At 63.5% G+C, this 22,036-nt stretch carries 18 protein-coding genes; 7 read left to right on the top strand and 11 right to left on the bottom strand.

Translation table 11 applies throughout. The annotated features are described in order from the left end of the window. Window positions 1–53: 53 nt before the first annotated feature. The 8 genes from KIP88_RS13350 to KIP88_RS13315 all read right to left on the bottom strand — a co-directional run bounded on the left by KIP88_RS13350 (window position 54) and on the right by KIP88_RS13315 (window position 9,919). Window positions 54–3,011: a 2-oxoglutarate dehydrogenase E1 component gene (locus KIP88_RS13350; RefSeq protein WP_214488365.1), complete on the bottom strand. Its 2,958-nt coding sequence runs from the start codon at window positions 3,009–3,011 to the stop codon at window positions 54–56. A 136-nt stretch (window positions 3,012–3,147) separates the two neighbouring features. Then, the gene (gene sucD / locus KIP88_RS13345; protein WP_214488364.1) at window positions 3,148–4,032 is read right to left on the bottom strand and encodes a succinate--CoA ligase subunit alpha; all 885 of its coding nucleotides are present in this window, start codon (window positions 4,030–4,032) and stop codon (window positions 3,148–3,150) included. A 39-nt stretch (window positions 4,033–4,071) separates the two neighbouring features. Then, on the bottom strand, window positions 4,072–4,548 hold the full coding sequence (locus KIP88_RS13340) for a DUF1579 family protein (protein ID WP_214488362.1): 477 nt from the start codon (window positions 4,546–4,548) through the stop codon (window positions 4,072–4,074). Between the two features lie 2 nt (window positions 4,549–4,550). Next, on the bottom strand, window positions 4,551–5,747 hold the full coding sequence (gene sucC, locus KIP88_RS13335) for an ADP-forming succinate--CoA ligase subunit beta (protein ID WP_214488360.1): 1,197 nt from the start codon (window positions 5,745–5,747) through the stop codon (window positions 4,551–4,553). A 133-nt stretch (window positions 5,748–5,880) separates the two neighbouring features. Further along, window positions 5,881–6,849, bottom strand: coding sequence for a malate dehydrogenase (gene mdh / locus KIP88_RS13330; RefSeq protein WP_214488358.1), 969 nt, complete (start codon window positions 6,847–6,849; stop codon window positions 5,881–5,883). Window positions 6,850–7,120: 271 nt separating this feature from the next. Continuing rightward, the gene (gene zapE / locus KIP88_RS13325; protein ID WP_214488356.1) at window positions 7,121–8,305 is read right to left on the bottom strand and encodes a cell division protein ZapE; all 1,185 of its coding nucleotides are present in this window, start codon (window positions 8,303–8,305) and stop codon (window positions 7,121–7,123) included. Between the two features lie 187 nt (window positions 8,306–8,492). Beyond that, the gene (thpR, locus tag KIP88_RS13320; protein ID WP_214488355.1) at window positions 8,493–9,029 is read right to left on the bottom strand and encodes an RNA 2',3'-cyclic phosphodiesterase; all 537 of its coding nucleotides are present in this window, start codon (window positions 9,027–9,029) and stop codon (window positions 8,493–8,495) included. Between the two features lie 179 nt (window positions 9,030–9,208). Continuing rightward, window positions 9,209–9,919: an arylesterase gene (locus KIP88_RS13315; protein WP_214488354.1), complete on the bottom strand. Its 711-nt coding sequence runs from the start codon at window positions 9,917–9,919 to the stop codon at window positions 9,209–9,211. Between KIP88_RS13315 and KIP88_RS13310 the strand changes: the two genes are divergently transcribed. The 4 genes from KIP88_RS13310 to KIP88_RS13295 all read left to right on the top strand — a co-directional run bounded on the left by KIP88_RS13310 (window position 9,918) and on the right by KIP88_RS13295 (window position 14,923). Continuing rightward, window positions 9,918–10,631 carry an ABC transporter ATP-binding protein gene (locus KIP88_RS13310; protein ID WP_214488353.1) on the top strand — a complete coding sequence of 238 codons (714 nt, stop codon included), beginning with the start codon at window positions 9,918–9,920 and terminating at the stop codon, window positions 10,629–10,631. The two genes, KIP88_RS13315 and KIP88_RS13310, sit on opposite strands and share 2 nt — an antisense overlap. Continuing rightward, window positions 10,628–13,210, top strand: coding sequence for an ABC transporter permease (locus tag KIP88_RS13305; RefSeq protein WP_214488351.1), 2,583 nt, complete (start codon window positions 10,628–10,630; stop codon window positions 13,208–13,210). The genes KIP88_RS13310 and KIP88_RS13305 overlap by 4 nt, the downstream gene beginning before the upstream one ends. Window positions 13,211–13,451: 241 nt before the next feature. Further along, a complete protein-coding gene (locus KIP88_RS13300) occupies window positions 13,452–14,243 on the top strand; it encodes a Bax inhibitor-1/YccA family protein (RefSeq protein WP_214488350.1) in 792 nt (263 codons plus the stop codon). Between the two features lie 140 nt (window positions 14,244–14,383). After that, window positions 14,384–14,923 carry a GNAT family N-acetyltransferase gene (locus tag KIP88_RS13295; protein WP_214488349.1) on the top strand — a complete coding sequence of 180 codons (540 nt, stop codon included), beginning with the start codon at window positions 14,384–14,386 and terminating at the stop codon, window positions 14,921–14,923. Window positions 14,924–15,035: 112 nt separating this feature from the next. On the opposite strand, the gene KIP88_RS13290 is transcribed toward KIP88_RS13295, so the two are convergent. From KIP88_RS13290 to acnA, 3 genes are all read right to left on the bottom strand, one after another. Further along, on the bottom strand, window positions 15,036–15,407 hold the full coding sequence (locus tag KIP88_RS13290; protein ID WP_214488348.1) for a DUF2794 domain-containing protein: 372 nt from the start codon (window positions 15,405–15,407) through the stop codon (window positions 15,036–15,038). Between the two features lie 604 nt (window positions 15,408–16,011). Beyond that, window positions 16,012–16,773 carry a thioredoxin family protein gene (locus tag KIP88_RS13285; protein WP_214488347.1) on the bottom strand — a complete coding sequence of 254 codons (762 nt, stop codon included), beginning with the start codon at window positions 16,771–16,773 and terminating at the stop codon, window positions 16,012–16,014. Between the two features lie 224 nt (window positions 16,774–16,997). Next, on the bottom strand, window positions 16,998–19,718 hold the full coding sequence (gene acnA, locus KIP88_RS13280; protein WP_214488346.1) for an aconitate hydratase AcnA: 2,721 nt from the start codon (window positions 19,716–19,718) through the stop codon (window positions 16,998–17,000). 225 nt (window positions 19,719–19,943) lie between these two features. Here acnA and ccmA point away from each other — a divergent pair, with 225 nt between their 5' ends. The 3 genes from ccmA to KIP88_RS13265 all read left to right on the top strand — a co-directional run bounded on the left by ccmA (window position 19,944) and on the right by KIP88_RS13265 (window position 22,035). Continuing rightward, window positions 19,944–20,546, top strand: a complete 603-nt coding sequence (gene ccmA / locus KIP88_RS13275) for a heme ABC exporter ATP-binding protein CcmA (RefSeq protein WP_214488345.1) — start codon at window positions 19,944–19,946, stop codon at window positions 20,544–20,546. Continuing rightward, complete coding sequence (gene ccmB / locus KIP88_RS13270; RefSeq protein ID WP_214488344.1) at window positions 20,543–21,211, top strand: heme exporter protein CcmB; 669 nt, start codon at window positions 20,543–20,545, stop codon at window positions 21,209–21,211. Before ccmA ends, ccmB begins: the two co-directional genes overlap by 4 nt. A 92-nt stretch (window positions 21,212–21,303) precedes the next feature. Further along, on the top strand, window positions 21,304–22,035 hold the full coding sequence (locus KIP88_RS13265) for a heme ABC transporter permease (protein WP_214488343.1): 732 nt from the start codon (window positions 21,304–21,306) through the stop codon (window positions 22,033–22,035). The last annotated feature ends 1 nt before the right edge of the window (window position 22,036 follow it).

Below are 22,036 nucleotides of genomic sequence, written 5' to 3'. Positions count from 1 at the left end.
GTACTGGATGCCCCGCCCCAGTGCGCAATTGCGCACAAGGCGGGGCATGACGGCTAGTTCAGCGCCTCATCCAGCATCGCCTTGAGTTGCGCTTGGTGCTTCGACATCAAACCGGTGGCGGTTGCGGCCGACGCTGCACGGCCCGCGTAACGCGGACGCCGGTTCGGCGCATGGATCTGGTTCAGCACCCATTCGAGATAGGGCTCGATGAAGTGCCATGCCCCCATGTTGCGCGGCTCTTCCTGGCACCAGACCACTTCGGCGTTCTTGAAGCGTGCGAGCTCCTGCACCAGCGCCTTGAGCGGCACCGGATAGAGCTGCTCGACGCGCATGATGTAGATGTCGTCGATGTCGCGCTTCTCGCGCTCCTCGTAGAGATCGTAATAGACCTTGCCCGAGCACAGCACGACGCGGCGGATCTTGTCGTCCGGCGCGAGCTTGAGCTTTTCGTCGGGCAGCATCTGGGCGTCATCGTACAGGATGCGGTGGAAGGTGGTGTCCGCCCCCAGTTCGTCGAGCCGCGAGACCGCGCGCTTGTGCCGTAACAGCGACTTCGGCGTCATCATGATCAGGGGTTTGCGGATTTCGCGATGCAGCTGGCGCCGCAGCACGTGGAAGTAATTCGCCGGCGTGGTGGGATACACCACCTGCATGTTGTCTTCGGCGCACATCTGCAGGAAACGCTCGAGCCGCGCCGAGGAATGCTCCGGCCCCTGCCCTTCATAGCCATGCGGCAGCAGGCAGACGAGGCCGGACATGCGCAGCCATTTGCGTTCGCCCGACGAGATGAACTGGTCGAACAGCACCTGGGCGCCGTTGGCGAAGTCGCCGAACTGCGCTTCCCACATCGCCAGCGCCTTCGGCTCAGCCAGCGAATAGCCGTACTCGAAGCCAAGCACCGCCTCTTCGGACAATAGCGAGTTGATGACCTCGTAATGCCCCTGGTCATGACCGAGATGGTTGAACGGCGTGTAACGGCTCTCGTCTTCCTGGTCGATCAGCACCGAATGGCGCTGCGAAAACGTGCCGCGCTCTGAGTCCTGTCCCGACAGCCGGACGTGGCGGCCTTCCTGCAGCAGCGTGCAGAACGCCAGCGCCTCGCCGGTCGCCCAGTCGATGCCGACGCCGTTGTCGATGGCCTTGGCGCGGTTTTCCAGGAAGCGCTGGATGGTGCGGTGAACCCGGAAGCCGTCGGGCACCTTGGTGATCTTGCGCCCGATATCCTTCAGGATGTTGATGTCGACACCGGTGACGCCGCGGCGGGCCTCCTCTTCCTGATCGGCGGACTTGAAGCCCGCCCACTTGCCGTCGAGCCAGTCGGCCTTGTTGGGCTTGTAGCCGGAGCCGGCCTCGAGCTCGGCATCGAGCCGCGCGCGCCAATCGGCCTTGGCCTTCTCGACCTCGCCCTCGGTCATCACGCCGTCGGCGATCAGTCGCCTGGCGTAGATTTCCAGCGTCGACGGATGCGAGCCGATGCGCTTGTACATCACCGGCTGGGTGAACGCCGGCTCGTCGCCCTCGTTATGGCCATGCCGCCGATAGCAGAACATGTCGATGACGACGGGCTTGTGGAACTTCTGCCGGAACTCGATCGCGACCTTGGCCGCGAACACCACCGCTTCCGGATCGTCGCCGTTCACGTGGAAGATCGGCGCATCGATCATCTTCGCCACATCGGAAGGATAGGGCGAGGAGCGCGAATAGCGCGGATAGGTGGTGAAGCCGATCTGGTTGTTGACGATGAAATGCAGCGAGCCGCCGGTGCGGTAACCCTTCAGGTCGGACAGGCTGAAGCATTCCGCCACCACGCCCTGGCCGGCGAACGCCGCGTCGCCGTGCATCAGCATCGGCAGCACGGAAATACGCATATCCGGGGGATCGCCATGCTGGTCCTGCTTGGCGCGCACCTTGCCGAGCACGACGGGATCGACGATTTCGAGATGCGACGGGTTGGCGGTCAGCGACAGATGGATCCTGTTGCCGTCGAACTCGCGGTCGCTCGATGCGCCGAGATGGTATTTGACGTCGCCGGAGCCTTCGACCGCGTCCGGATTGGCGGAGCCACCCTTGAATTCATGAAACAGCGCGCGGTGCGGCTTGCCCATCACCTGGGTCAGCACGTTGAGGCGGCCGCGATGCGGCATGCCCAGCACGATCTCCTTCACGCCGAGATTGCCGCCGCGCTTGATGATCTGCTCCAGCGCCGGGATCAGCGATTCAGCGCCGTCGAGACCGAAGCGCTTCGTTCCCGTGAACTTGAGGTCGCAGAACTTTTCAAAACCCTCGGCTTCGACCAGCTTGTTGAGGATCGCGCGGCGTCCCTCGCGGGTGAAACTGATTTCCTTGTCCGGGCCCTCGATGCGCTCCTGGATCCAGGCCTTCTGCGCCGCGTTGGTGATGTGCATGAACTCGACGCCGAGCGTCTGGCAGTAGGTGCGCTCGCAGATCGCGACGATCTCGCGCAGTGTGCCGTATTCAAGGCCGAGCACATGGTCGAGGAAGATCTTGCGGTCGAAATCGGCTTCGGTGAAGCCGTAGGTGCGCGGGTCGAGCTCTTCGCGATCGCGCTGCGCCTCGATGCCGAGCGGATCGAGCTTGGCGAAGAAATGGCCGCGGATGCGGTAGGCGCGGATCAGCATCAAGGCGCGAACCGAATCGCGCGTCGCCTGGTTGACGTCGGCAGTCGATAGTTCGGCGCCCCTGACCTGCGCCTTCGCAGCGAGCTTGGTGCCGACGGCCTTCTCGACGGTGATCCAGTTGCCGTCCAGCGCCGAGGTCAGTTCGTCGCGCGGGGTGAGTGGCCAGTTGTCGCGGCCCCAGGAGGGGCCCTCGGCGTTCTTCTGGACGTCGGCCGGGGTGTCTTTCAGACTTTTGAAGAATTCCTGCCACTCGCCATCGACCGACGCGGGGTCCTGCTCGTAGCGGGCGTAGAGATCGTCGATGTAGGTGGCGTTGGTGCCCTGCAAAAACGAAGAGAGGGCAAATGCTGCATTCGCGTCCTGGCGAGACATTGATGGCGTCCTGGTAATTTTCGCTTTGCGCGTGGAAAACGGCGCTTTAGCCGGTCCGGAGGCCCGAACCAGCTCGGTAAAGCACCTTTACCCTATTTAGGACGGATATTCGCGCCTAAAAGAACCAAGGACTGAATTAAGACTTCAACTTTTCGGCAAGGGTATGTCCGAGCCGTGCCGGCGACGGAGAGACCGTGATTCCGGCCGCTTCCATGGCCGCGGTCTTGGATCCGGCGTCGCCCTTGCCGCCGGAGATGATGGCGCCCGCATGGCCCATGCGGCGGCCGGGAGGGGCGGTGACGCCGGCGATGAAGCCGACCATCGGCTTCTTCCGGCCCCGCTTGGCCTCGTCCTTGATGAACTGGGCGGCGTCTTCCTCGGCCGAGCCGCCGATTTCACCGATCATGATGATCGAGGTGGTCTTGGGGTCACCTAAGAACATCTCCAGCACGTCGATGAATTCGGTGCCCTTGACCGGGTCGCCGCCGATGCCGACCGCGGTGGTCTGGCCGAGGCCCTCCTGCGTGGTCTGGAACACGGCTTCGTAGGTCAACGTGCCCGACCGCGAAACGATCCCGACACTGCCGGGCTTGAAGATGTTGGCCGGCATGATGCCGATCTTGCACTCGCCCGCAGTCATCACCCCCGGGCAGTTCGGCCCGATCAGGCGCGATTTCGATCCCGACAGCGAGCGCTTCACGCGCACCATGTCGAGCACCGGAATGCCCTCGGTGATGCAGACGATCAGCGGAATTTCCGCATCGATCGCTTCGCAGATAGCATCCGCCGCGCCCGGCGGCGGAACATAGATCACCGACGCATCGGCGCCGGTCTTCTCGCGCGCCTCGGCGACGGTGTCGAACACGGGCAGGTTCAGATGCTTCGAACCGCCCTTACCCGGCGAGGTGCCGCCGACCATCTGGGTGCCGTAAGCGATCGCGGCTTCCGAATGGAACGTGCCGTTCTTGCCGGTAAAACCCTGGCAGATGACTTTGGTATTCTTGTCGATCAGAACGGACATGGTTGAGAACGCTTTCGTAGGTGACCGGGAACGATGGGTTTAGTGAATCCGCCGGTAGACGCCGGTGAGCACGTCGGCCCATCCTTCGGCGTCGGGCGAGAACTGGATCTTCATGGTGTAGTTGTCGTTGTCGACGACTTCATAGACATGGCGTGCGTTGCCGCGCAGCGAGCCGCGCACGAGGATCAGCGATTTTCCGGCCCAGCCGCCGGAAGCCGGCGCCGGCGAGTAATAGCCGAGCGAGTCGTGCCAGAACAATTTGTAGGTCCGGTCGTCGCGATCGTAGGTGAACACGCCATGGGTGGCGAAGCTCTCCTTGCCGTCGCGCATCTGACGGGTGTCCTGGATCAGATAGAAGCCGTTGAGGTCCATGCGCGCGACGACATGCGAGGTCGCCGGACCGCCGGCGTTCCAGCGCGACGGATAGACCACTTCCTCGCCGGTCCACTCGCCCGCAAAAACCGCGAGCCGGCGGTGTTCTTCCAGCGGTGTCGGTGCGGCGAGATGGTCAGCCATCGCTAGCCTCCCTTGACGGCTTTCACGATTTTCTGTGCGGCGTCATCGAGATTGTCAGCCGGCACCACGTTGAGGCCGGAGTCGCGGATGATCTTCTTGCCGGCGTCGACATTGGTGCCTTCGAGCCGCACCACCAGTGGCACACTCAGGCCGACTTCCTTGACCGCCGCGACCACGCCTTCGGCGATGATATCGCATTTCATGATACCGCCGAAGATGTTGACGAGTATGCCCTTCACGTTGGGATCCGCGGTGATGATCTTGAAGGCTGCCGCGACCTTCTCCTTGCTGGCGCCGCCGCCGACGTCGAGGAAGTTGGCGGGCTCCATGCCGTAGAGCTTGATGATGTCCATGGTCGCCATGGCAAGACCGGCGCCGTTGACCATGCAGCCGATGGTGCCGTCGAGCGTGACGTAATTGAGATCGTATTTCGACGCCTCGATTTCCTTGGCGTCTTCCTCGGTCTCGTCACGCAATGCTGCGACTTCGGGATGGCGGTACATGGCGTTGTCGTCGAACGACACTTTGGCGTCGAGCACGCGGAGCTGGCCCTGCTTGGTGACCACAAGCGGATTGATTTCCAGCATCGCCATGTCCTTGGCGGTGAAGGCGTTATAGAGCTGCACCACCAGCTTCTCGGCCTGCTTGGCGAGATCGCCGGAGAGATTGAGCGCCTTCGCCACCGTGCGGCCATGATGGCCCATGATGCCGGTCGCCGGATCGACCGAGAAGGTCACGATCTTTTCCGGGTTGTTGTGCGCGACTTCCTCGATGTTGACGCCGCCTTCGGTCGAAACCACGAACGCCACTTCCGAAGTTTCGCGGTCGACCAGGATCGAGAGATAGAACTCCTTATCGATGTCGGAGCCTTCTTCGATGTAGAGGCGGTTGACCTGCTTGCCGTGCGCGCCGGTCTGGATCGTGACCAGGGTCGCGCCCAGCATCTGCTTGACGAATTCGTTGACCTCGCCGACCGACTTGGCGATGCGGACGCCGCCCTTGTCGCCGGCGGAAGCTTCCTTGAACTTGCCCTTGCCGCGGCCGCCGGCATGGATCTGGCTCTTCACCACCCAGATCGGGCCGGGAAGCGTCTTGGCGGCGGCTTCAGAATCCGAGGCCTTCAACACAGGCACGCCACGCGAAATCGGCACCCCGAATTCATGCAGCAGAGCCTTGGCCTGGTATTCATGGATATTCATCTGGACGCTCCCCAAAACCCTTAGCGGCGAGTTCTACAGTTCACCGGCATTGGTAGTTGGCATACCATATACCAATAGAACTGCAACCCTGAAAACGCTTTCGCCCCGGCGAAGGGGCGAAAGCCGAGTAAAATCAGCGTCCGAGCAGGTCGGGCGCGATCTTCTTGCAGGCGTCGACGAGGCCCTGAACGGCCCCAACCGACTTGTCGAAGGCTTCGCGGTCCTTGCCCGCCAGCTCGATCTCGACGATACGCTCGACGCCCTTCGAGCCGATGACGACGGGAACGCCGACATACATGTCCTTCACGCTGTATTCGCCGTTGAGATAGGCGGCGCAGGGCAGCACGCGCTTCTTGTCCTTCAGATAGCTCTCCGCCATTGCGATCGCCGCCGCCGCCGGCGCGTAGAAGGCCGAACCGGTCTTGAGGAGGTTGACGATCTCGGCGCCGCCATTGCGGGTGCGGTCGACGATCTCGTCGATGCGCGCCTGCGAGGTCCAGCCCATCTTGACGAGATCGGGCAGCGGAATGCCGGCCACGGTGGAGTAGCGCGTCAGCGGCACCATGGTGTCGCCGTGACCGCCGAGCACGAAGGCGGTGACGTCTTCGACCGAGACATTGAACTCATCGGCCAGGAAGTAGCGGAACCGGGCGGAATCGAGCACGCCGGCCATGCCGACCACCTTCTTGTGCGGCAGGCCGGAAGCCTTTTGCAGCGCCCACACCATCGCGTCCAGCGGATTGGTGATGCAGATGACGAAGGCGTCGGGGGCATACTTCTTGATGCCGGCGCCGACCTGCTCCATGACCTTGAGATTGATGCTGAGGAGATCGTCGCGGCTCATGCCGGGCTTGCGCGGCACGCCGGCGGTGACGATGCAGACCTTGGCGCCATCGAGCGCGTCGTAGGAATTGGCGCCGGTGAGGTGGGCGTCGAAACCGTCGACCGGGGACGACTGCGCGATGTCGAGCGCTTTACCCTGGGGAACGCCCTCCGCGATGTCGAACATCACGACGTCGCCGAGCTCCTTCAGGCCGATGAGGTGAGCCAGCGTTCCGCCGATCTGACCGGAGCCAATCAAAGCAATCTTGTCGCGCGCCATGGGAAATTTGTCCTTCTGAGACGAAGATGAGGGATGGACGAGGAAGTTGGATGGCTGGTTATCCCTTTCGAATGACCGGTTCAAGCGGGGGCGTGCCCAATTCTAAGGCCCCGCCTCGATTTCGGTCAGGTATGCCACGGCCGCCCTCCCCGTCATTGCGAGCGAAGCGAAGCAATCCACCTCACCGCACGGGGATAGATGGATTGCTTCGTCGCTTTCGCTCCCTTGCGCAAACGCTTTGCGTTTGTCGCAGGCAATGACGTCGGAGAGACTACGTCTCCACCAGCCCCGTACTCGACCCGCTCGCGGCGGAATCCTTCCGGCCGTGCGGCAGGGCCAGGTACGATTCCGAGCTCATTTCGATCAGCCGTGACGAGGTCCGCTTGAACTCGTTGGCCTCAACGCCATCGGTCGCCAGATACAGCGACAGCGGATCGGCCTCGGCCGAGGCCATCAGCTTCACGGCATTGTCGTAGAGCGTATCGATCAGCGAGATGAAACGCTTGGCGGCGTTGCGCTCGGGGTAATCCATGACAGGAATGCGGTCGATCAGGATGGTGTGATAATCGTGCGCCAGCCGCAAATAATCCGACGCGGCCAGTGGCTTTTCGCAGATATCGGAGAAAGCAAAGCGCGCGACGCCATGCGCCGAACAGGGCACGCGCAGAACGCGGCCCTTGATCGTGATGTCCCGCGGCTTGCAGGGCGCATTGCCCGTCATCTTGCGCCAGGCCCGGTCGAGCGCGGCGCCGGCCTCATCATCCGGCGGCACCAGCCACATCTTCACGCCTGCGAGTTTTTCCAGCCGGAAATCCGTGCGCGCGTCGAGCCGCAGCACGTCCATGCGATCCGCGATCTGCGAAATGAACGGCAGGAACAGTGCGCGGTTGAGGCCGCCCTTGTAGAGGTCTTCGGGCGCGACGTTCGAGGTCGCCACCACGACGGTGCCGAGCTCGAACAGTTTCGAGAACAGCCGCCCCAGGATCATGGCGTCGGCGATGTCGGTGACGTGGAATTCGTCGAAGCACAACAGCCAGGCCTCGTCGAAGATAGCGTTGGCTGTCAGCTCGATGACGTCGCCATCTGCAATTTCACCGCGCGCGATGTTCTGGCGATAGGCGTAGATCTTCTCATGCGCCTCGGCCATGAATTCGTGGAAATGGGCGCGGCGCTTGTGCTGGACCGGGCTCTGCTGAAAGAACAGGTCCATCAGCATGGTCTTGCCGCGGCCGACCTCGCCATGAACATAAAGCCCCCGCGGCGGCGGCTCGCTTTTGTCGCCGAACAACCGGCCAAGCAGGCTTAGCTTGCGCACCGGCTTGTAGCTCGACAGCCGCTCCTCGAGCGCTGCGAACGCCTCGGCGGCGTCGGCCTGCGCGGGATCGGCCTCGATCGCGCCGGAGGAAACCAGCGCCTGATAATGCGCGAGGAACGAGGTGGGTGGGGTCGACAGCATGGCCCCCTTTCGGCCTTAAGCGTGCGAAAATTGCAAGCCGCGAATTGGTGCCGGGGGTATGCAAACACGGCGCGTCACACCCAACCCCGTAGCCCGGATGGAGCGTAGCGCAATCCGGGACGGTCTCGCCAGCCGGGTGATTTATCCCGGATTTCGCTTCGCTCCATCCGGGCTACGTATTGGTGCCTCACGCACTCAGCGCGTAGGAATCCTCGACCACATAGGGCCCGCCGCCGGTGGAGGCGCGGGACGAGAACAGCACGAAGCGCGAGGCCATGAACGTCCGGCTCGGAAAGTAGCCGCGCACCGAAAGATAGTCGGCAACGTCCTGGCTGGACGCATCGTGCAGCCGCGCCAGCGTCACATGCGGCGTGAATTTGCGGCCCTCGGGATCGAGCCCGAGCCGCTGCATCAGCCGTTCGAGTTCGGCCTGCAGTTCGATCAGCGGCCGGCTCGGCTCGACGGCAGCGACCACCGCGCGCGGTTTCTTGCCGCCAAAGCTTTGCAGGCCCTGCACCTTGACCTCGAACGGCTTGCGGTTGATCCGAAACAGCATCGAGGCGATTTCATTCGCCGACATGCCGTCGATATCGCCGATGAAGCGCAAGGTGACGTGGTAATTTTCGGGATCGATCCAGCGTGCGCCAGGAAGGCCGCCACGCAAATTGGAAAGGCTCTGGCCGATCTCGGCCGGAATTTCCAGTCCAGCAAACAAACGCGGCATCGCAAGATCCTCGATGCGAAGGCGTCAGCTTCGGAGGCTCACGCCTGACAGCAAACCCGGTGACGAATCACCGATCACTAATTCCTACCCGACTTATATGACCCTGCGAAGCGTGCGGCCCCTGCGGACCGGAAAGCTACGGGGAAAACTATCGGTAACGTTATTCGTTTGCTTTCTTTTCAACTCCGCTGCCCGGAGATCGTGCCGAGAAATGCCTCCACCATGGGCAGAATATTTTTCACGATGACATCGATACCCTCTGCGGTCGGATGCAACCCGTCCGCCTGGTTGAGCTTGGCGTCGGCCGCGACCCCCTCCAGGAAGAACGGATAGAGCGGCACGCCGAAGGATTTGGAAAGCTCCGGATAGATCGCGTTGAAGCGGGCGGCATATTCGCTGCCGTAATTGGGCGGGGCGAGCATTCCGCACAGCAGCACGGCGATCTTGCGTGCCTTCAGCCGCGTCAGAATATCGCTGAGGGCGGCGCGGGTGACGGCCGGGTCGATCCCGCGCAAGGCATCGTTGGCGCCAAGTTCGAGGATGACCGCCTCGGTTCCCTCGGGGATCGACCAGTCCAGCCGGTCGCGGCCGCCGGAAGAGGTGTCGCCGGACACCCCGGCATTGATCATGTCGACCTTTATCCCCTTGTCGCCCAAGGCTTTTTGTAAACGCGCCGGAAACGCCGCGGAGGCCGAAAGGCCAAGGCCGGCGCTCAAGGAATCGCCGAGGACGACCATTTTAACCGGCTTGGCGGGCGCGGTGGCCGGGACCTGAGCCTGGGCCAAAGCTGGCCCGGCCGTCATCAAAGCCACAATCAACACGCGTATGTGCGCAAACACCCGTTTCAAGCCCTCGACCCGAGCGGTGGAAGTGCCATATGACCGAGCCATGGACAGTCTCATCGAACCCTCTTCACTGACCGGCGTCGGGCCGGACACCATTTCCATCTCCAACGTCAACCTCTCGCTCGGCTCAGGCGCCGCACGCGTTCATATCCTGAAAGATATCAGCCTTCGTGTGGCATCGGGCGAGGCGATCGGCCTGATCGGACCGTCAGGCTCTGGCAAATCGACCCTGCTGATGGTGATGGCGGGGTTGGAACGTCCGGACAGCGGAGAGGTGGTGGTCAACGGCACGCCATTCAATGCCCTCGATGAGGATGCGCTGGCGCGCTTCCGCGGCCGCCAGGTCGGCATCGTGTTCCAGTCGTTTCATCTGATCCCGACCATGACGGCGTTGGAAAACGTCGCGGTGCCGCTGGAGCTCGCCGGCAATCCCGACGCGGCCGCGCGCGCGGCGCAGGAGCTGACGTCCGTCGGGCTTGGCGATCGCCTGCACCACTACCCGACCCAACTGTCGGGCGGCGAACAGCAGCGCGTTGCGCTGGCCCGGGCGCTGGCGCCCGATCCGGCGATCCTGGTCGCGGACGAGCCGACCGGCAATCTCGATGAAGCCACCGGCAAGCAGATCGTCGATCTCCTGTTCACCAAACATGCCGAGCGCGGCATGACCTTGGTGCTGGTGACGCACGACACTTCGCTGGCCCAGCGCTGCGACCGCGTGGTGCGACTGCGCTCGGGCCGCGTCGACGGACATTCATGACCACCATTTCCGAACCCGTTTACCGCAGCCGCGCGTCATCCCTAGCCCTGCGCTACGCGCTGCGCGAATTGCGCAGCGGCTTGCGCGGCTTTTACGTCTTCATCGCCTGCATCGCGCTCGGCGTGATGGCGATTGCCGGCGTCGGCTCGGTCGCCGCCAGCCTCAGCGAAGGCTTGACGCGCGAGGGCCGCACGCTGCTCGGCGGTGACGTTGCTTTCTCGCTGATCCAGCGCGAAGCCAAGCCGGAGGAAATCGCCTTCCTGCGCGCGCGCGGCCAGGTTTCGGTCGCGGCCGCGCTGCGCGTCATGGCGCGAAGCAGTGACGGCAAGCTGGCGCTGGTCGAGCTCAAGGCCGTGGACGGCAACTACCCGATGCTCGGGGAGGTAACGCTCGATCCCAAAATGCCGATGGCGGATCTGCTGGCCGAGCGTCAAGATACATCTGGCACCGCATTCGGCGCGGCGGTCGACTCCATCCTGCTGGCGCGGCTCGATCTCAAGCTTGGCGACCGCATCACTATAGGCAACGCCACATTCCAGATCCGAAGCACGGTCACGGCCGAGCCGGACAAGCTCGCCGGCAATGTCGGATTGGGCCCGCGCGTTCTGGTCAGCGAAGCGAGCCTGCGCGCCAGCGGATTGCTGCAGCCCGGCAGCCTGGTCCGCTGGATCTACCGCGTGAAGCTGCCGGCCAATGCGGCCGACGATCGCGCCGCGACCCAGCTGATCGACAGCGCACGGAGCGCCCTGCCCGAGGCCGGCTGGTGGATCCGCAGCAGCAGCAACGCCTCGCCGCAACTCGAGCGCACCATCAACCGCTTCACCCAGTTCCTGACGCTGGTCGGCCTCGCCGCGCTTCTGGTCGGCGGCGTCGGCGTCGCCAATGCGGTCAAGAGCCATATCGATCGCCGCCGCGACGTCATCGCCTCGTTCAAGGCGCTGGGCGCCACCGGCCGCGACGTCTTCACGATCTACCTGACGCAAGTGATCCTGCTCGCCGCGGTAGGCTCGGTGATCGGGCTGGCCGCCGGTGCGGCTTTGCCGTTCGTCATCGTCGGCGTGTTCGGCAAGCTGCTGCCGCTGCCGGTGATCCCTGCCCTGCATTTCGATGAGCTGGCGCTGTCGTTCGTCTATGGCCTGCTCACCGCGCTTGCCTTCGGACTATGGCCGCTGGGGCGGGTGCACGACGTGCCGGTTGCGGCGCTGTTTCGCGAGGAAGTCGCGCGCGAATGGCATCGGCCGCGCTGGAGCTACCTCGCACTGATGGCGGTGGTGATCGCGCTGCTGGTCGCGGTCGCCATCGGGCTCGCCTATGACAAGCGGATCGCGGCCGTGTTCGTCGTCTCCTCGGTGGCGGTATTCGCGCTGCTCCGCGGCGTCGCAGCCGGCCTGATGGCGCTGGCACGCCGCATGCCCCGATCCCGAATCACGATGCTGCGGCTGGCGATCGCCAACATCTACCGGCCCGGCGCGCTGACGCCCTCGGTCGTGATGTCGCTCGGCCTCGGGCTCGCGGTGCTGGTCACGATCACCCAGATCGACGGCAATCTGCGTCGGCAGTTCCTGGCGGCGTTGCCGGAGAAAGCACCCTCGTTCTACTTCATCGACATTCCGACCGCCGATGCCGACCGCTTCGGCGCCTTCCTCAAACAGGTCGCGCCGCAATCGACGGTGGACGACGTGCCGATGCTGCGCGGACGCATCGTCGGTGCCCGCGGCGTCAAGGCCGACGAACTCAAGCCGTCGCAGGATTCCGAGTGGGTGCTGCAGAGCGACCGCGGCCTGACCTACACCAACGAAGTCCCGAAGGGTTCGAAGGTGGTCGAGGGCGAATGGTGGAGCGCGGACTATAAGGGGCCGCCGCTGGTCTCGCTGGAGAAGAAGATCGCCGACGGCCTCAAGCTCAGAATAGGCGACGAGATCGTGGTCAACGTGCTCGGCCGCGACATTACGGCCAAAATCAGCAATTTGCGCAACGTCGACTGGCAGGGGCTCGGCATCAATTTCGTGCTGGTGTTCTCGCCCAACGCGTTCAGGGGCGCGCCGCACAGCCATGTCGCGACCCTGTCGGAGGTCCATCCGGATCCGGCCGGCGACGCCCGAATCATCAAGCAGGTGGCGGACGCCTTCCCGATGGTGACCAGCGTGCGGGTCCGCGAGGCGCTGGAAACCGTCGGCACCGTCATCACCAACCTCGTGCTCGCCATCCGCGGCGCCAGCGCGGTGACGCTGATCTCCGCGATCCTGGTGCTGGGCGGCGCGCTGGCCGCCGGCCACCGCCACCGCGTCTACGACGCTGTCATCCTGAAGACGCTGGGTGCAACCCGGGCGCGACTGCTTGGCGCCTACGCGCTGGAATACCTGATGATCGGCCTTGCCACCGCGGTGTTCGGCGTGATCGCGGGCTCGATCGCGGCCTGGCTGATCGTGACCCGGCTGATGACGCTCAGTTTCATCTGGCAGGCCGGCAGCGCCGCAGGCGTGGTCGCCGCCGCCCTGATCGTCACGGTGGGGCTGGGACTCGCCGGAACGTTGCTGGCCCTGAACCAGAAGCCGGCCAGCGTGTTGCGGAATTTGTGACAATTTGTAGCGGCGGAAAGGCCGGGTTAACGCTGCTTTTGCTCGCAAATGACGGGAGAAGCGACATTCAGCCGCGCGTGGAAGCTTGCGTCGAATGTGTTAGTTTCCCACATATCAGCCAAGTCAGTGGCCGGGTTCATGACGTGAAATTAACGTCGGCAGATCGGGACATCTGAGATAGAAATCTAACCGGCGCCGCAAACCCCTTGCGCTCCGCCGGGCAACCAACGGGAATTCGACCATGTCGGACCTAGACCGTAACTACGTATCTCCTTTCGGCCGGGCCGCCGGGCGCGTTGATGCCGCGACCGTCGATGCCGGTCTGCGCGCCTACATGCTGCGCATCTACAACTACATGAGCATCGGCCTGGCCATCACCGGCCTTGCGGCGCTCGGCGTCTACATGGCCGCAGTGACCACCGATCAGGCCGGCGCCGCCGCCAAGTTCGGCAATGCCTTCCTGACGCCGTTCGGCTACGCGATGTATGTCAGCCCCCTGAAGTGGCTGTTCATCCTCGCGCCGCTTGTGATGGTGTTCGCGATCTCGGCCGGCATCAACCGGCTGCGGCCGGCGACCGCCCAGTTGCTGTTCTGGGTGTTCGCGGCGCTGATGGGCATTTCGCTGTCGTCGATCTTCCTGGTGTATACGCACACCTCGATCGTCCGGGTGTTCTTCATCACCGCGGCGACCTTCGGCGCACTGAGCCTTTACGGCTACACCACCAAGCGTGACATGAGCGGCATGGGGTCGTTCCTGTTCATGGGCCTGATCGGCGTCATCATCGCGAGCGTGGTCAACCTGTTCCTCGCGAGCTCGATGCTGCAGTTCATCGTCTCGGTGGTCGGCGTGCTGGTGTTCGCGGGCCTCACCGCCTGGGATACCCAGCGGCTGAAGAACGACTACATCTACGGCTACGCCTCGGAAGGTGGCGAGATTGCAGAGAAAGCGGCGATTACCGGTGCATTGTCGCTCTACCTGAACTTCATCAACCTGTTCACGCTGCTGTTGCAGCTGCTCGGCCAGCGCGACTAAGCGCTACCGGTCAGGTACGAGTTGAAGCCCCGGCCTCGCGGCCGGGGCTTTTTCTTTTGGCCGCCAGCGTCATGGCGGGGCGCATTCCGGACATGGCAGAAAGCGTTGATCCCTGTTGGCCTGCTGGTATCTTTCCTCCCATGTCCGTTCCCGAAATTCGCTCCGCCACCGAGGCTGACCTTCCCACCATCACCGAAATCTATGAGCACGCGGTGCGCTACGGCACCGCGACGTTCGAGCTGATCCCGCCCGATCTCGCCGAGATGACCCGGCGGTTCAGGGTGCTGATGGATGGCGGCTTTCCCTATTTCGTTGCCGCGGTTGAAGGCCGCGTGATCGGCTATGCCTATGCGGGGCCCTATCGCCCGCGGCCGGCCTACCGTTTCACGGTGGAGAATTCCATTTACCTGCAACCCTCGACCCACCGCCGCGGCATCGGCCTGCAATTGTTGCAGCGGCTGATCCCGGAATGCGAGGCGCGTGGCTTCCGGCAGATGATCGCTGTGATCGGCGATTCCGCCAATGCCGGCTCGATCGGCCTTCACACCAAATGCGGGTTCCAGATGATCGGGACTCACGCCAATGTCGGCCTCAAGTTCGGCCGCTGGCTCGACACCGTGATGATGCAGCGCGCGCTCGGTGAAGGCGGCACGACCGTGCCCAAGGATGGGACGGCTTAAGCTTCGCCACACCTGTAGCCCGGATGGAGCGAAGCGCAATCCGGGACAGTCTCGCAAGCTGAAATAGTCTTCCCGGATTTCGCTTCGCTCCATCCGGGCTACAGGAGCCCGCCTAAACCAGCGCCAGCTTGCGGTCGATCACCAGCAGCACGCGTTCGAGTTCGTGGCCGCGGCGCAGGATCAGGCCGGTCGCGGAGATCACGCTGTACATGCCCTGCTTGCGCGCGAGCCGCGGATCTTTCTCGATGCGATAGATCGGAACCTCGGAGGCGCGGCGGAATACCGAAAACACCGCGCGGTCCTTCAGAAAGTCGATGGCATAGTCGCGCCACTCGCCGTCGGCGACCATGCGCCCATACAGATTGAGGATACGGTTGAGTTCGAGACGATTGAACGTGACACGATTCGGCGGCGGGGTTGCAGTGGGGGTGCGCGCCACTGCGCGGCTCTCGCTTGGATCGGTGTCCTCCGAAATCGAGCTCATGGAGCGCCTCCTGTCATCTCAGGCATGCTCTCCTTCCCGAAAACCGGTCCCCACTTTTCGGGAGCATGCCGAGATCTACATGATTGCGCTAACCGCGGGACCCTGCAAGGGGGTTGTAAACACGAAGGAAACCGCTCCGGATGCCCCGATACGACCGGAAATATCGATTCACGGGATCGTTAGCGGAATCTTATTGCTGCCCCACTTCCGCCAACCGACCGCCCCGCTAGCTTGCGAGAAGATAATCCTGCGTTGGCCCGGTCCTTTCGGTTCCGGATTCCTCAGCCCCCAGCCCCCCGGGGCCGTCGGGATCGGGCCTGTTCGCAGAGGGAGTTAATCCCGATACTGGGCCAACGAAAGTTGGTCCTTTTTCTTTTGTGCGCCGCTCTCGCAAATGCCACAGGGAAATTTGGCTTCGCCGGCCCCCAGCGGCTCTCAGTTTGAAATTTTCGGCATGTAGCCCGGATGGAGCCACCGGGTCGCGCGAATGCGCGCCCCGGCGACGAGCGCAATTGCGCTCGCGCAGTGATGACAGGCTCCGCGCAATCCGGGACAGGTTTATCCGGTTCTGAGATCCCCGGATTGCGCTGCGCTCCAGTGCTGACTATCGCAGCGCGGTGTAGGCGGCGCCGAGCATCGCGCCCGGCTTGTCGCGACTGCCGTCCTGGACATAGACGACCGCGGCATCCACGCCGTCGCGGGAAATATTCTCCACTGGAATGGTCCAGCTTCCTGCGCCGCCGTTCCAGTCGCCGACCTTCACGAGATTACGCACCACGTTGTAGTAGGTGACTTGTTGGCCGCGATTCTCGCCGCGTCCGATCGAAATCGGCACGGCCTTCGAAACCGAGCAGATCCAGACTTCGCCGTGACCCGTCGTCGGCACCTTGCTCGCCTCCACCGAGACGTTGAGCAGCTTGCCCGACAACGTCATCGTCACCGGGACCGACATCACACCCTCGGCCTTGCTGGTGTTCTTGATGGCGCCGTCGATGGCGGCACGATCGCTGCCGATCACCTGCACCGAGCCATTGACGATCATCTGCGGCGTATAGAGGTTACGGTCGCCGCGCACATGCGAATAGGCTTTCTGACGCGCGCTGAAACGCGAGTCCGCCAGCGTGTCCTTCCAGCCAAGATAGTCCCAATAGTCGATCGGCATGCTCAGCGCGATCACGTTCGGATCCTTGGCGAGTTCGCCGACGATCTGGTCGGCCGGCGGACACGACGAACAACCCTGCGAGGTGAACAGTTCAACGACGGCGCGCGGATCGGCATGAGCCGGGCGGATGACGGCGATGATCGCGCAGACGCCAAGCGCACCGGACCATCGCGATATGCAGTTGTAGGCCATTATCGCTGTCATAGGTCGCACCGCCGGTGGCGTTTTCCGTCCGTATTTTTACGGGGCATGATTTGATTTCCTGACTGCGTGCCCCCAGACGCGCGAAAGCGGCCTTGTCATAGGCCGCCTTCTTCTTGGTCGCTACTCACTTCGAAGTGAGGCACTGATCACAAATCCGCGTTTCAAAGCGTTTTCAAGCGAAGTGGTTACCGGTTCGCGTGAAGAAAACGCGTCAAAAGAGAACTCTAGGCCGCGAGTTTGCGCAGCACATAATGCAGGATGCCGCCGTTTCGGTAGTACTCGAGCTCGTCGAGGGTATCGATGCGGCAAAGCAGCGGCACGCGCTGCAGCGCGCCATCGCCGGAGACGATCTCCGCGGTTAGCGTCTGACGTGGCTTCAGGCCGCCCTGCAGACCCCGGATCGTCACCTTCTCGTCACCCTTCAGGCCCAGCGATGTCCACGACGTGCCGTCTTCGAAGGTGAGCGGCAACACGCCCATGCCGACCAGGTTGGAGCGATGGATGCGCTCAAAGCTCTGGCAGATCACGGCGCGAACGCCGAGCAGCCGCGTGCCCTTCGCGGCCCAGTCACGCGACGAGCCGTTGCCGTATTCGGCGCCGGCGAACACCACCAGCGGCACGCCCTCCGCCTGGTACTGCATCGCCGCCTCGTAGATCGACATCTGCTCGCCGTCGGGCCAGTGCTTGGTGAGCCCGCCTTCCGGAATATTGCCGTCGGCGCCCTTCAGCATGAAGTTCTTGATGCGGATGTTGGCGAAGGTGCCGCGCATCATGATCTCGTGATTGCCGCGCCGCGTGCCGTACTGGTTGAAGTCGGCGGGACGCACCTGATGCTCCGAGAGGAATTTTCCGGCAGGCGAAGTCAGCTTGATCGAGCCTGCTGGCGAGATGTGGTCAGTGGTGATCTTGTCGCCGAACATCGCCAGAATCCGCGCGTCGACCACGTCGACGACGGGATCGGGCTGCTTCTTCATGCCCTCGAAGTAGGGCGGGTTCTGCACATAGGTCGACGACATGTTCCAGCGATAGGTCTCGCTGTCGGTGGTCTTGATCTTGCGCCAGTTGGCGTCGCCCTTGAACACGTCGGCGTAGCGCTTTTTGAAGATCGTCGCGGTGACGAACTTCTTCATATAGGCGTTGATCTCCTTCGTGGTCGGCCAGATGTCCTTCAGGTAGACCGGCTTGCCGTCCTTGCCGGTGCCGATCGGCTCGACCGCGAGATCCTTGGTCACGGTGCCCGCGAGCGCGTAAGCCACCACCAGCGGCGGCGAGGCCAGGTAGTTTGCCTGAACGTCCGGAGAGACGCGGCCTTCGAAGTTGCGGTTGCCCGACAGCACGGCTGCGGCGACGATGCCGTTGTCGTTGATCGACTTCGAAATCTCCTCCGGCAGCGGGCCCGAGTTGCCGATGCAGGTGGTGCAGCCGAAGCCGACCAGGTTGAAGCCGACCTTGTCGAGGTCCTTCTGCAGGCCGGAATTGGAGAGATATTCCGCCACCACCTGGCTGCCCGGCGCCAGCGACGTCTTCACCCACGGCTTCGCCGCAAGCCCCTTGGCGGCAGCGTTGCGCGCCAAGAGGCCCGCGCCGATCAGAACGCTGGGGTTGGAGGTGTTGGTGCAGGAGGTGATCGCAGCGATCACCACGTCGCCATGGCCGAGATCGAAATCACGGTTCTCGACCGAATAGCGGTTCTCGGCGCCTTCCGGCTTCTTGTACTCGCCAGCCAGCGCGGCGGCGAAGCCGGTGGAAACCGCGGGCAGCGCGACGCGGCCTTCGGGACGCTTCGGGCCGGCCATCGACGGCACGACATCCTTGAGATCGAGCGTCAGCGTTTCCGTGAACACGGGGTCGGCCGATTTCGCGGTGCGGAACAGGCCCTGCGCCTTGGCGTAAGCTGAAACCAGCGCGACACGGTCCGCCTTGCGGCCCGAGGTCTTGAGATAATCGATGGTCGCGGCATCGACCGGGAAGAAGCCGCAGGTCGCGCCATATTCCGGCGCCATGTTGCCGATGGTCGCCTTGTCAGCCACCGAGAGGAAGTCGAGACCGGGACCGAAGAATTCGACGAACTTGCCGACCACGCCCTGCTTGCGCAGCATCTGCGTCACGGTCAGCACGAGATCGGTCGCGGTGACACCCTCCTTGAGCTGGCCCTTCAGCTTGAAGCCGACGACTTCCGGCAGCAGCATCGACAGCGGTTGGCCGAGCATGCAGGCTTCCGCCTCGATGCCGCCGACGCCCCAGCCGAGCACGGCAAGGCCGTTGACCATGGTCGTGTGCGAGTCGGTGCCGACGAGCGAGTCGGGATAGGCCACTTCGAAGGTGCCGGTCTTCTTGCCGACCGTCATCTTCTCCTTCTTGGTCCACACCGTCTGCGCGAGATATTCGAGATTGACCTGATGGCAGATGCCGGTACCGGGCGGCACGACCGAGAAATTCGAAAACGCTTTCTGGCCCCACTTCAGGAATTCGTAGCGTTCCTGGTTCTGCTTGTATTCCTCGACCACGTTCTTGCCGAACGCCTTGTTGTCGCCGAAGAAGTTGACGATCACCGAGTGGTCGATGACGAGATCGACCGGCACCAGCGGGTTGATCTTCTCGGCATCACCGCCGAGCGCCTGCATCGCGTTACGCATCGCGGCGAGATCGACCACCGCCGGCACGCCGGTGAAATCCTGCATCAGCACGCGCGCCGGGCGAAACGCCACTTCATGCTCGAGTTTACGCTTCCTCAACCATTTCGACACCGCAATGATGTCGGCCTTCTTGACCGTGCGGTCGTCCTCGTTGCGCAGCAGGTTTTCCAGGAGCACCTTCATCGAATAGGGCAGCTTGGAAATTCCCTTCAGACCGTTCTTCTCGGCGGCGGGCAGGCTGTAATAAACGTAGGTCTTGCTGCCGACCTTGAGGGTCTTGCGGCATTTGAAGCTGTCGAGCGAGGTCATGTCAGGAAATCCCAAATTCTAGTTATACCCGGCAAGGGTATTTAAACACCATCAGCGTTAGGCTGGCCTATCGGCTTGCAGCCGCCGATTGTGTGCTGCATCAAGTTCCGGGCTTATAGAATCTTTCTAGAAGCGCCGCCACACCGACAAGCGTGCTGCAGCAATGCGGTACCCACAAATTCTGACGCGCTACCCATCAATTTCAGAGGGCTGTGACGAAGCAAAATGCGGCTCTCGGGGCGTCAAATCGACTGTATCAGGGGCGGCCGGGGGGTGTTCTCCGGCCTCGATTTCGAGACCTCCTCCGGCGAGGTGCTGGCCGTGGTCGGCCCAAACGGGTCCGGCAAGACCTCGCTGCTGCGCCTGATCGCGGGTCTCCTGGTGCCGGCAGGCGGGTCGATCGACCTGGAGGGCGGCGAGGCCGAGCTGACCTTGCCGGAGCAATCCCATTATCTCGGCCATCGCGATGCGCTGAAGCCGGCGCTCAGCGTGCACGAGAACCTTGCGTTCTGGCGGGATTTTCTGGGCGGCAAGATCGGCGAACTCAGCCAATGCCTTTCCGCCGTGGGCCTCGGCCATGCCACGCATCTGCCGGCAGCCTATCTCTCCGCCGGCCAGCGGCGGCGGCTGTCGATCGCCCGCCTGCTCGTGGTGCGCCGGCCGGTCTGGCTCCTGGACGAGCCGACCTCGGCACTCGATACCGCTGGACAGGACCTGTTCGTCGGCGTCATGCGCGAGCACCTTGCCAGCGGCGGCATCATCATCGCCGCGACCCACACCCCGCTCGGGATCGGGGCGAGGGAACTGCGGATGGGGGGCGCGACATGACCGCCCTCGCCGCACTGATTCGCCGGGACATCAGAATCGCCGTTCGCGTCGGCGGCGGGGCGCTGATCGGCGTGCTGTTTTTCCTCACGGTCACGGTGCTGATGCCGTTCGCGATCGGGCCGGACCTGGCGCTGCTGACGCGGCTCGGACCCGCGATCCTCTGGTTCGGCGCGCTGCTGGCGAGCCTGCTCACGCTCGACCGCCTGTTCACGGCCGACCACGAGGACGGCTCGCTCGACCTGATCGTGATGGGCCGGGCGCCGCTGGAACTGGCCTGTGCCGCAAAAGCGCTGGCGCACTGGCTTGCCGCCGGGCTGCCGCTGATCGTGGCAACCCCTGTACTGGGACTGCTGCTCAATCTCGACGCCACCGCCACCGCGGCGGTGGCGCTGACGCTGCTGGTGGGAACACCGGCGCTGACGTTTACGGGAATGATCGGTGCAGCGCTCGCCGTGACACTCCACCGCGGCGGCCTGTTGCTGGCGGTGCTGGTGCTGCCGCTGTCGATCCCGGTACTGATCTTCGGCGTCGCGGCGTCACAGGCGGCGATTACGGGTCCGCTGTCATTTGGAACACCGTTTTCGATCCTGTGCGCGCTGTCGCTGGTCAGCCTGGTGGTCGGACCGTTCGCGGCCGCGGCCAGCCTGCGGCACGGTCTGGACTGACGATGACTTGACGCCGATCAACTCTCGCGGAGGCCATATGAAACAAACCATGCCGCATTGCCTGCCCCGCCGCTGACGACTATCAGGATGCCATGACGCTGATCGACCTCGCCAATCCCACCAAATTCCTGTCGCTGACGGCGCGCGTGCTGCCGTGGTTGACGGGTGCGACTGCGATTTTTCTGCTCGTGGGCTTCTATCAGGCCGCGATGGCGCCCGACGACTATCAGCAGGGTGCAACCGCCAAGATCATGTTCGTCCACGTGCCGAATGCGTGGCTTGCGATGTTCGTCTGGGGCGTGATGAGCGTCGCCGCACTGGGTACACTGGTGTGGCGGCATCCGCTGGCCGATGTTGCCGCCAAAGCCGCAACTCCGATCGGAGCTGCATTTACCTTTCTGGCGCTGGTCACCGGCTCGCTGTGGGGACGACCGATGTGGGGCACCTATTGGGAATGGGATGCGCGGATGACCTCGGTCCTGATCCTGTTCCTGATGTATCTCGGATTGATGGCGCTGTGGCGCGCGGTAGACGATCCGTCGCGGGCGGCGCGGGCCGCCGCCGTCCTGACGCTGGTCGGCGCGCTCAACCTGCCGATCATCAAATTCTCGGTCGACTGGTGGAACACGCTGCATCAGCCTGCGGCCGTGCTGCGAATGGGCGGCACTTCGCTCGACAAGGCGTTCCTGATTCCATTGCTGGTGATGGCGGTTGGCTTCTCGCTGCTGTTCGTCACGCTGCACCTGGCGGCAATGCGCAACGAGATCCTGCGCCGGCGTGTGCGCAGCTTGCAGATGATGCAAGCCAGCCAGCAGGCGGCGTGAC

Source organism: Bradyrhizobium sp. SRL28, from assembly GCF_018596315.1.
GTDB lineage: Bacteria > Pseudomonadota > Alphaproteobacteria > Rhizobiales > Xanthobacteraceae > Bradyrhizobium.
The sequence above is the reverse complement of the archived record's forward strand: the minus strand, read 5'-3'. Positions and strand labels throughout refer to the sequence as shown.

What these genes read in the sequence shown, in the direction of transcription:
- ccmB (WP_214488344.1), top strand. Translation starts at nt 20,543, where the DNA reads ATGACCGCCCTCGCCGCACTGATTCGCCGGGACATCAGAATCGCCGTT.
- KIP88_RS13305 (WP_214488351.1), top strand. Translation starts at nt 10,628, where the DNA reads ATGACCACCATTTCCGAACCCGTTTACCGCAGCCGCGCGTCATCCCTA.
- KIP88_RS13295 (WP_214488349.1), top strand. Translation starts at nt 14,384, where the DNA reads ATGTCCGTTCCCGAAATTCGCTCCGCCACCGAGGCTGACCTTCCCACC.
- KIP88_RS13310 (WP_214488353.1), top strand. Translation starts at nt 9,918, where the DNA reads ATGGACAGTCTCATCGAACCCTCTTCACTGACCGGCGTCGGGCCGGAC.
- KIP88_RS13290 (WP_214488348.1), bottom strand. Translation starts at nt 15,407, where the DNA reads ATGAGCTCGATTTCGGAGGACACCGATCCAAGCGAGAGCCGCGCAGTG.
- mdh (WP_214488358.1), bottom strand. Translation starts at nt 6,849, where the DNA reads ATGGCGCGCGACAAGATTGCTTTGATTGGCTCCGGTCAGATCGGCGGA.
- KIP88_RS13285 (WP_214488347.1), bottom strand. Translation starts at nt 16,773, where the DNA reads ATGACAGCGATAATGGCCTACAACTGCATATCGCGATGGTCCGGTGCG.
- thpR (WP_214488355.1), bottom strand. Translation starts at nt 9,029, where the DNA reads ATGCCGCGTTTGTTTGCTGGACTGGAAATTCCGGCCGAGATCGGCCAG.
- KIP88_RS13300 (WP_214488350.1), top strand. Translation starts at nt 13,452, where the DNA reads ATGTCGGACCTAGACCGTAACTACGTATCTCCTTTCGGCCGGGCCGCC.
- acnA (WP_214488346.1), bottom strand. Translation starts at nt 19,718, where the DNA reads ATGACCTCGCTCGACAGCTTCAAATGCCGCAAGACCCTCAAGGTCGGC.
- KIP88_RS13265 (WP_214488343.1), top strand. Translation starts at nt 21,304, where the DNA reads ATGACGCTGATCGACCTCGCCAATCCCACCAAATTCCTGTCGCTGACG.
- KIP88_RS13340 (WP_214488362.1), bottom strand. Translation starts at nt 4,548, where the DNA reads ATGGCTGACCATCTCGCCGCACCGACACCGCTGGAAGAACACCGCCGG.
- zapE (WP_214488356.1), bottom strand. Translation starts at nt 8,305, where the DNA reads ATGCTGTCGACCCCACCCACCTCGTTCCTCGCGCATTATCAGGCGCTG.
- sucC (WP_214488360.1), bottom strand. Translation starts at nt 5,747, where the DNA reads ATGAATATCCATGAATACCAGGCCAAGGCTCTGCTGCATGAATTCGGG.
- KIP88_RS13350 (WP_214488365.1), bottom strand. Translation starts at nt 3,011, where the DNA reads ATGTCTCGCCAGGACGCGAATGCAGCATTTGCCCTCTCTTCGTTTTTG.
- ccmA (WP_214488345.1), top strand. Translation starts at nt 19,944, where the DNA reads ATGCGGCTCTCGGGGCGTCAAATCGACTGTATCAGGGGCGGCCGGGGG.
- sucD (WP_214488364.1), bottom strand. Translation starts at nt 4,032, where the DNA reads ATGTCCGTTCTGATCGACAAGAATACCAAAGTCATCTGCCAGGGTTTT.
- KIP88_RS13315 (WP_214488354.1), bottom strand. Translation starts at nt 9,919, where the DNA reads ATGGCTCGGTCATATGGCACTTCCACCGCTCGGGTCGAGGGCTTGAAA.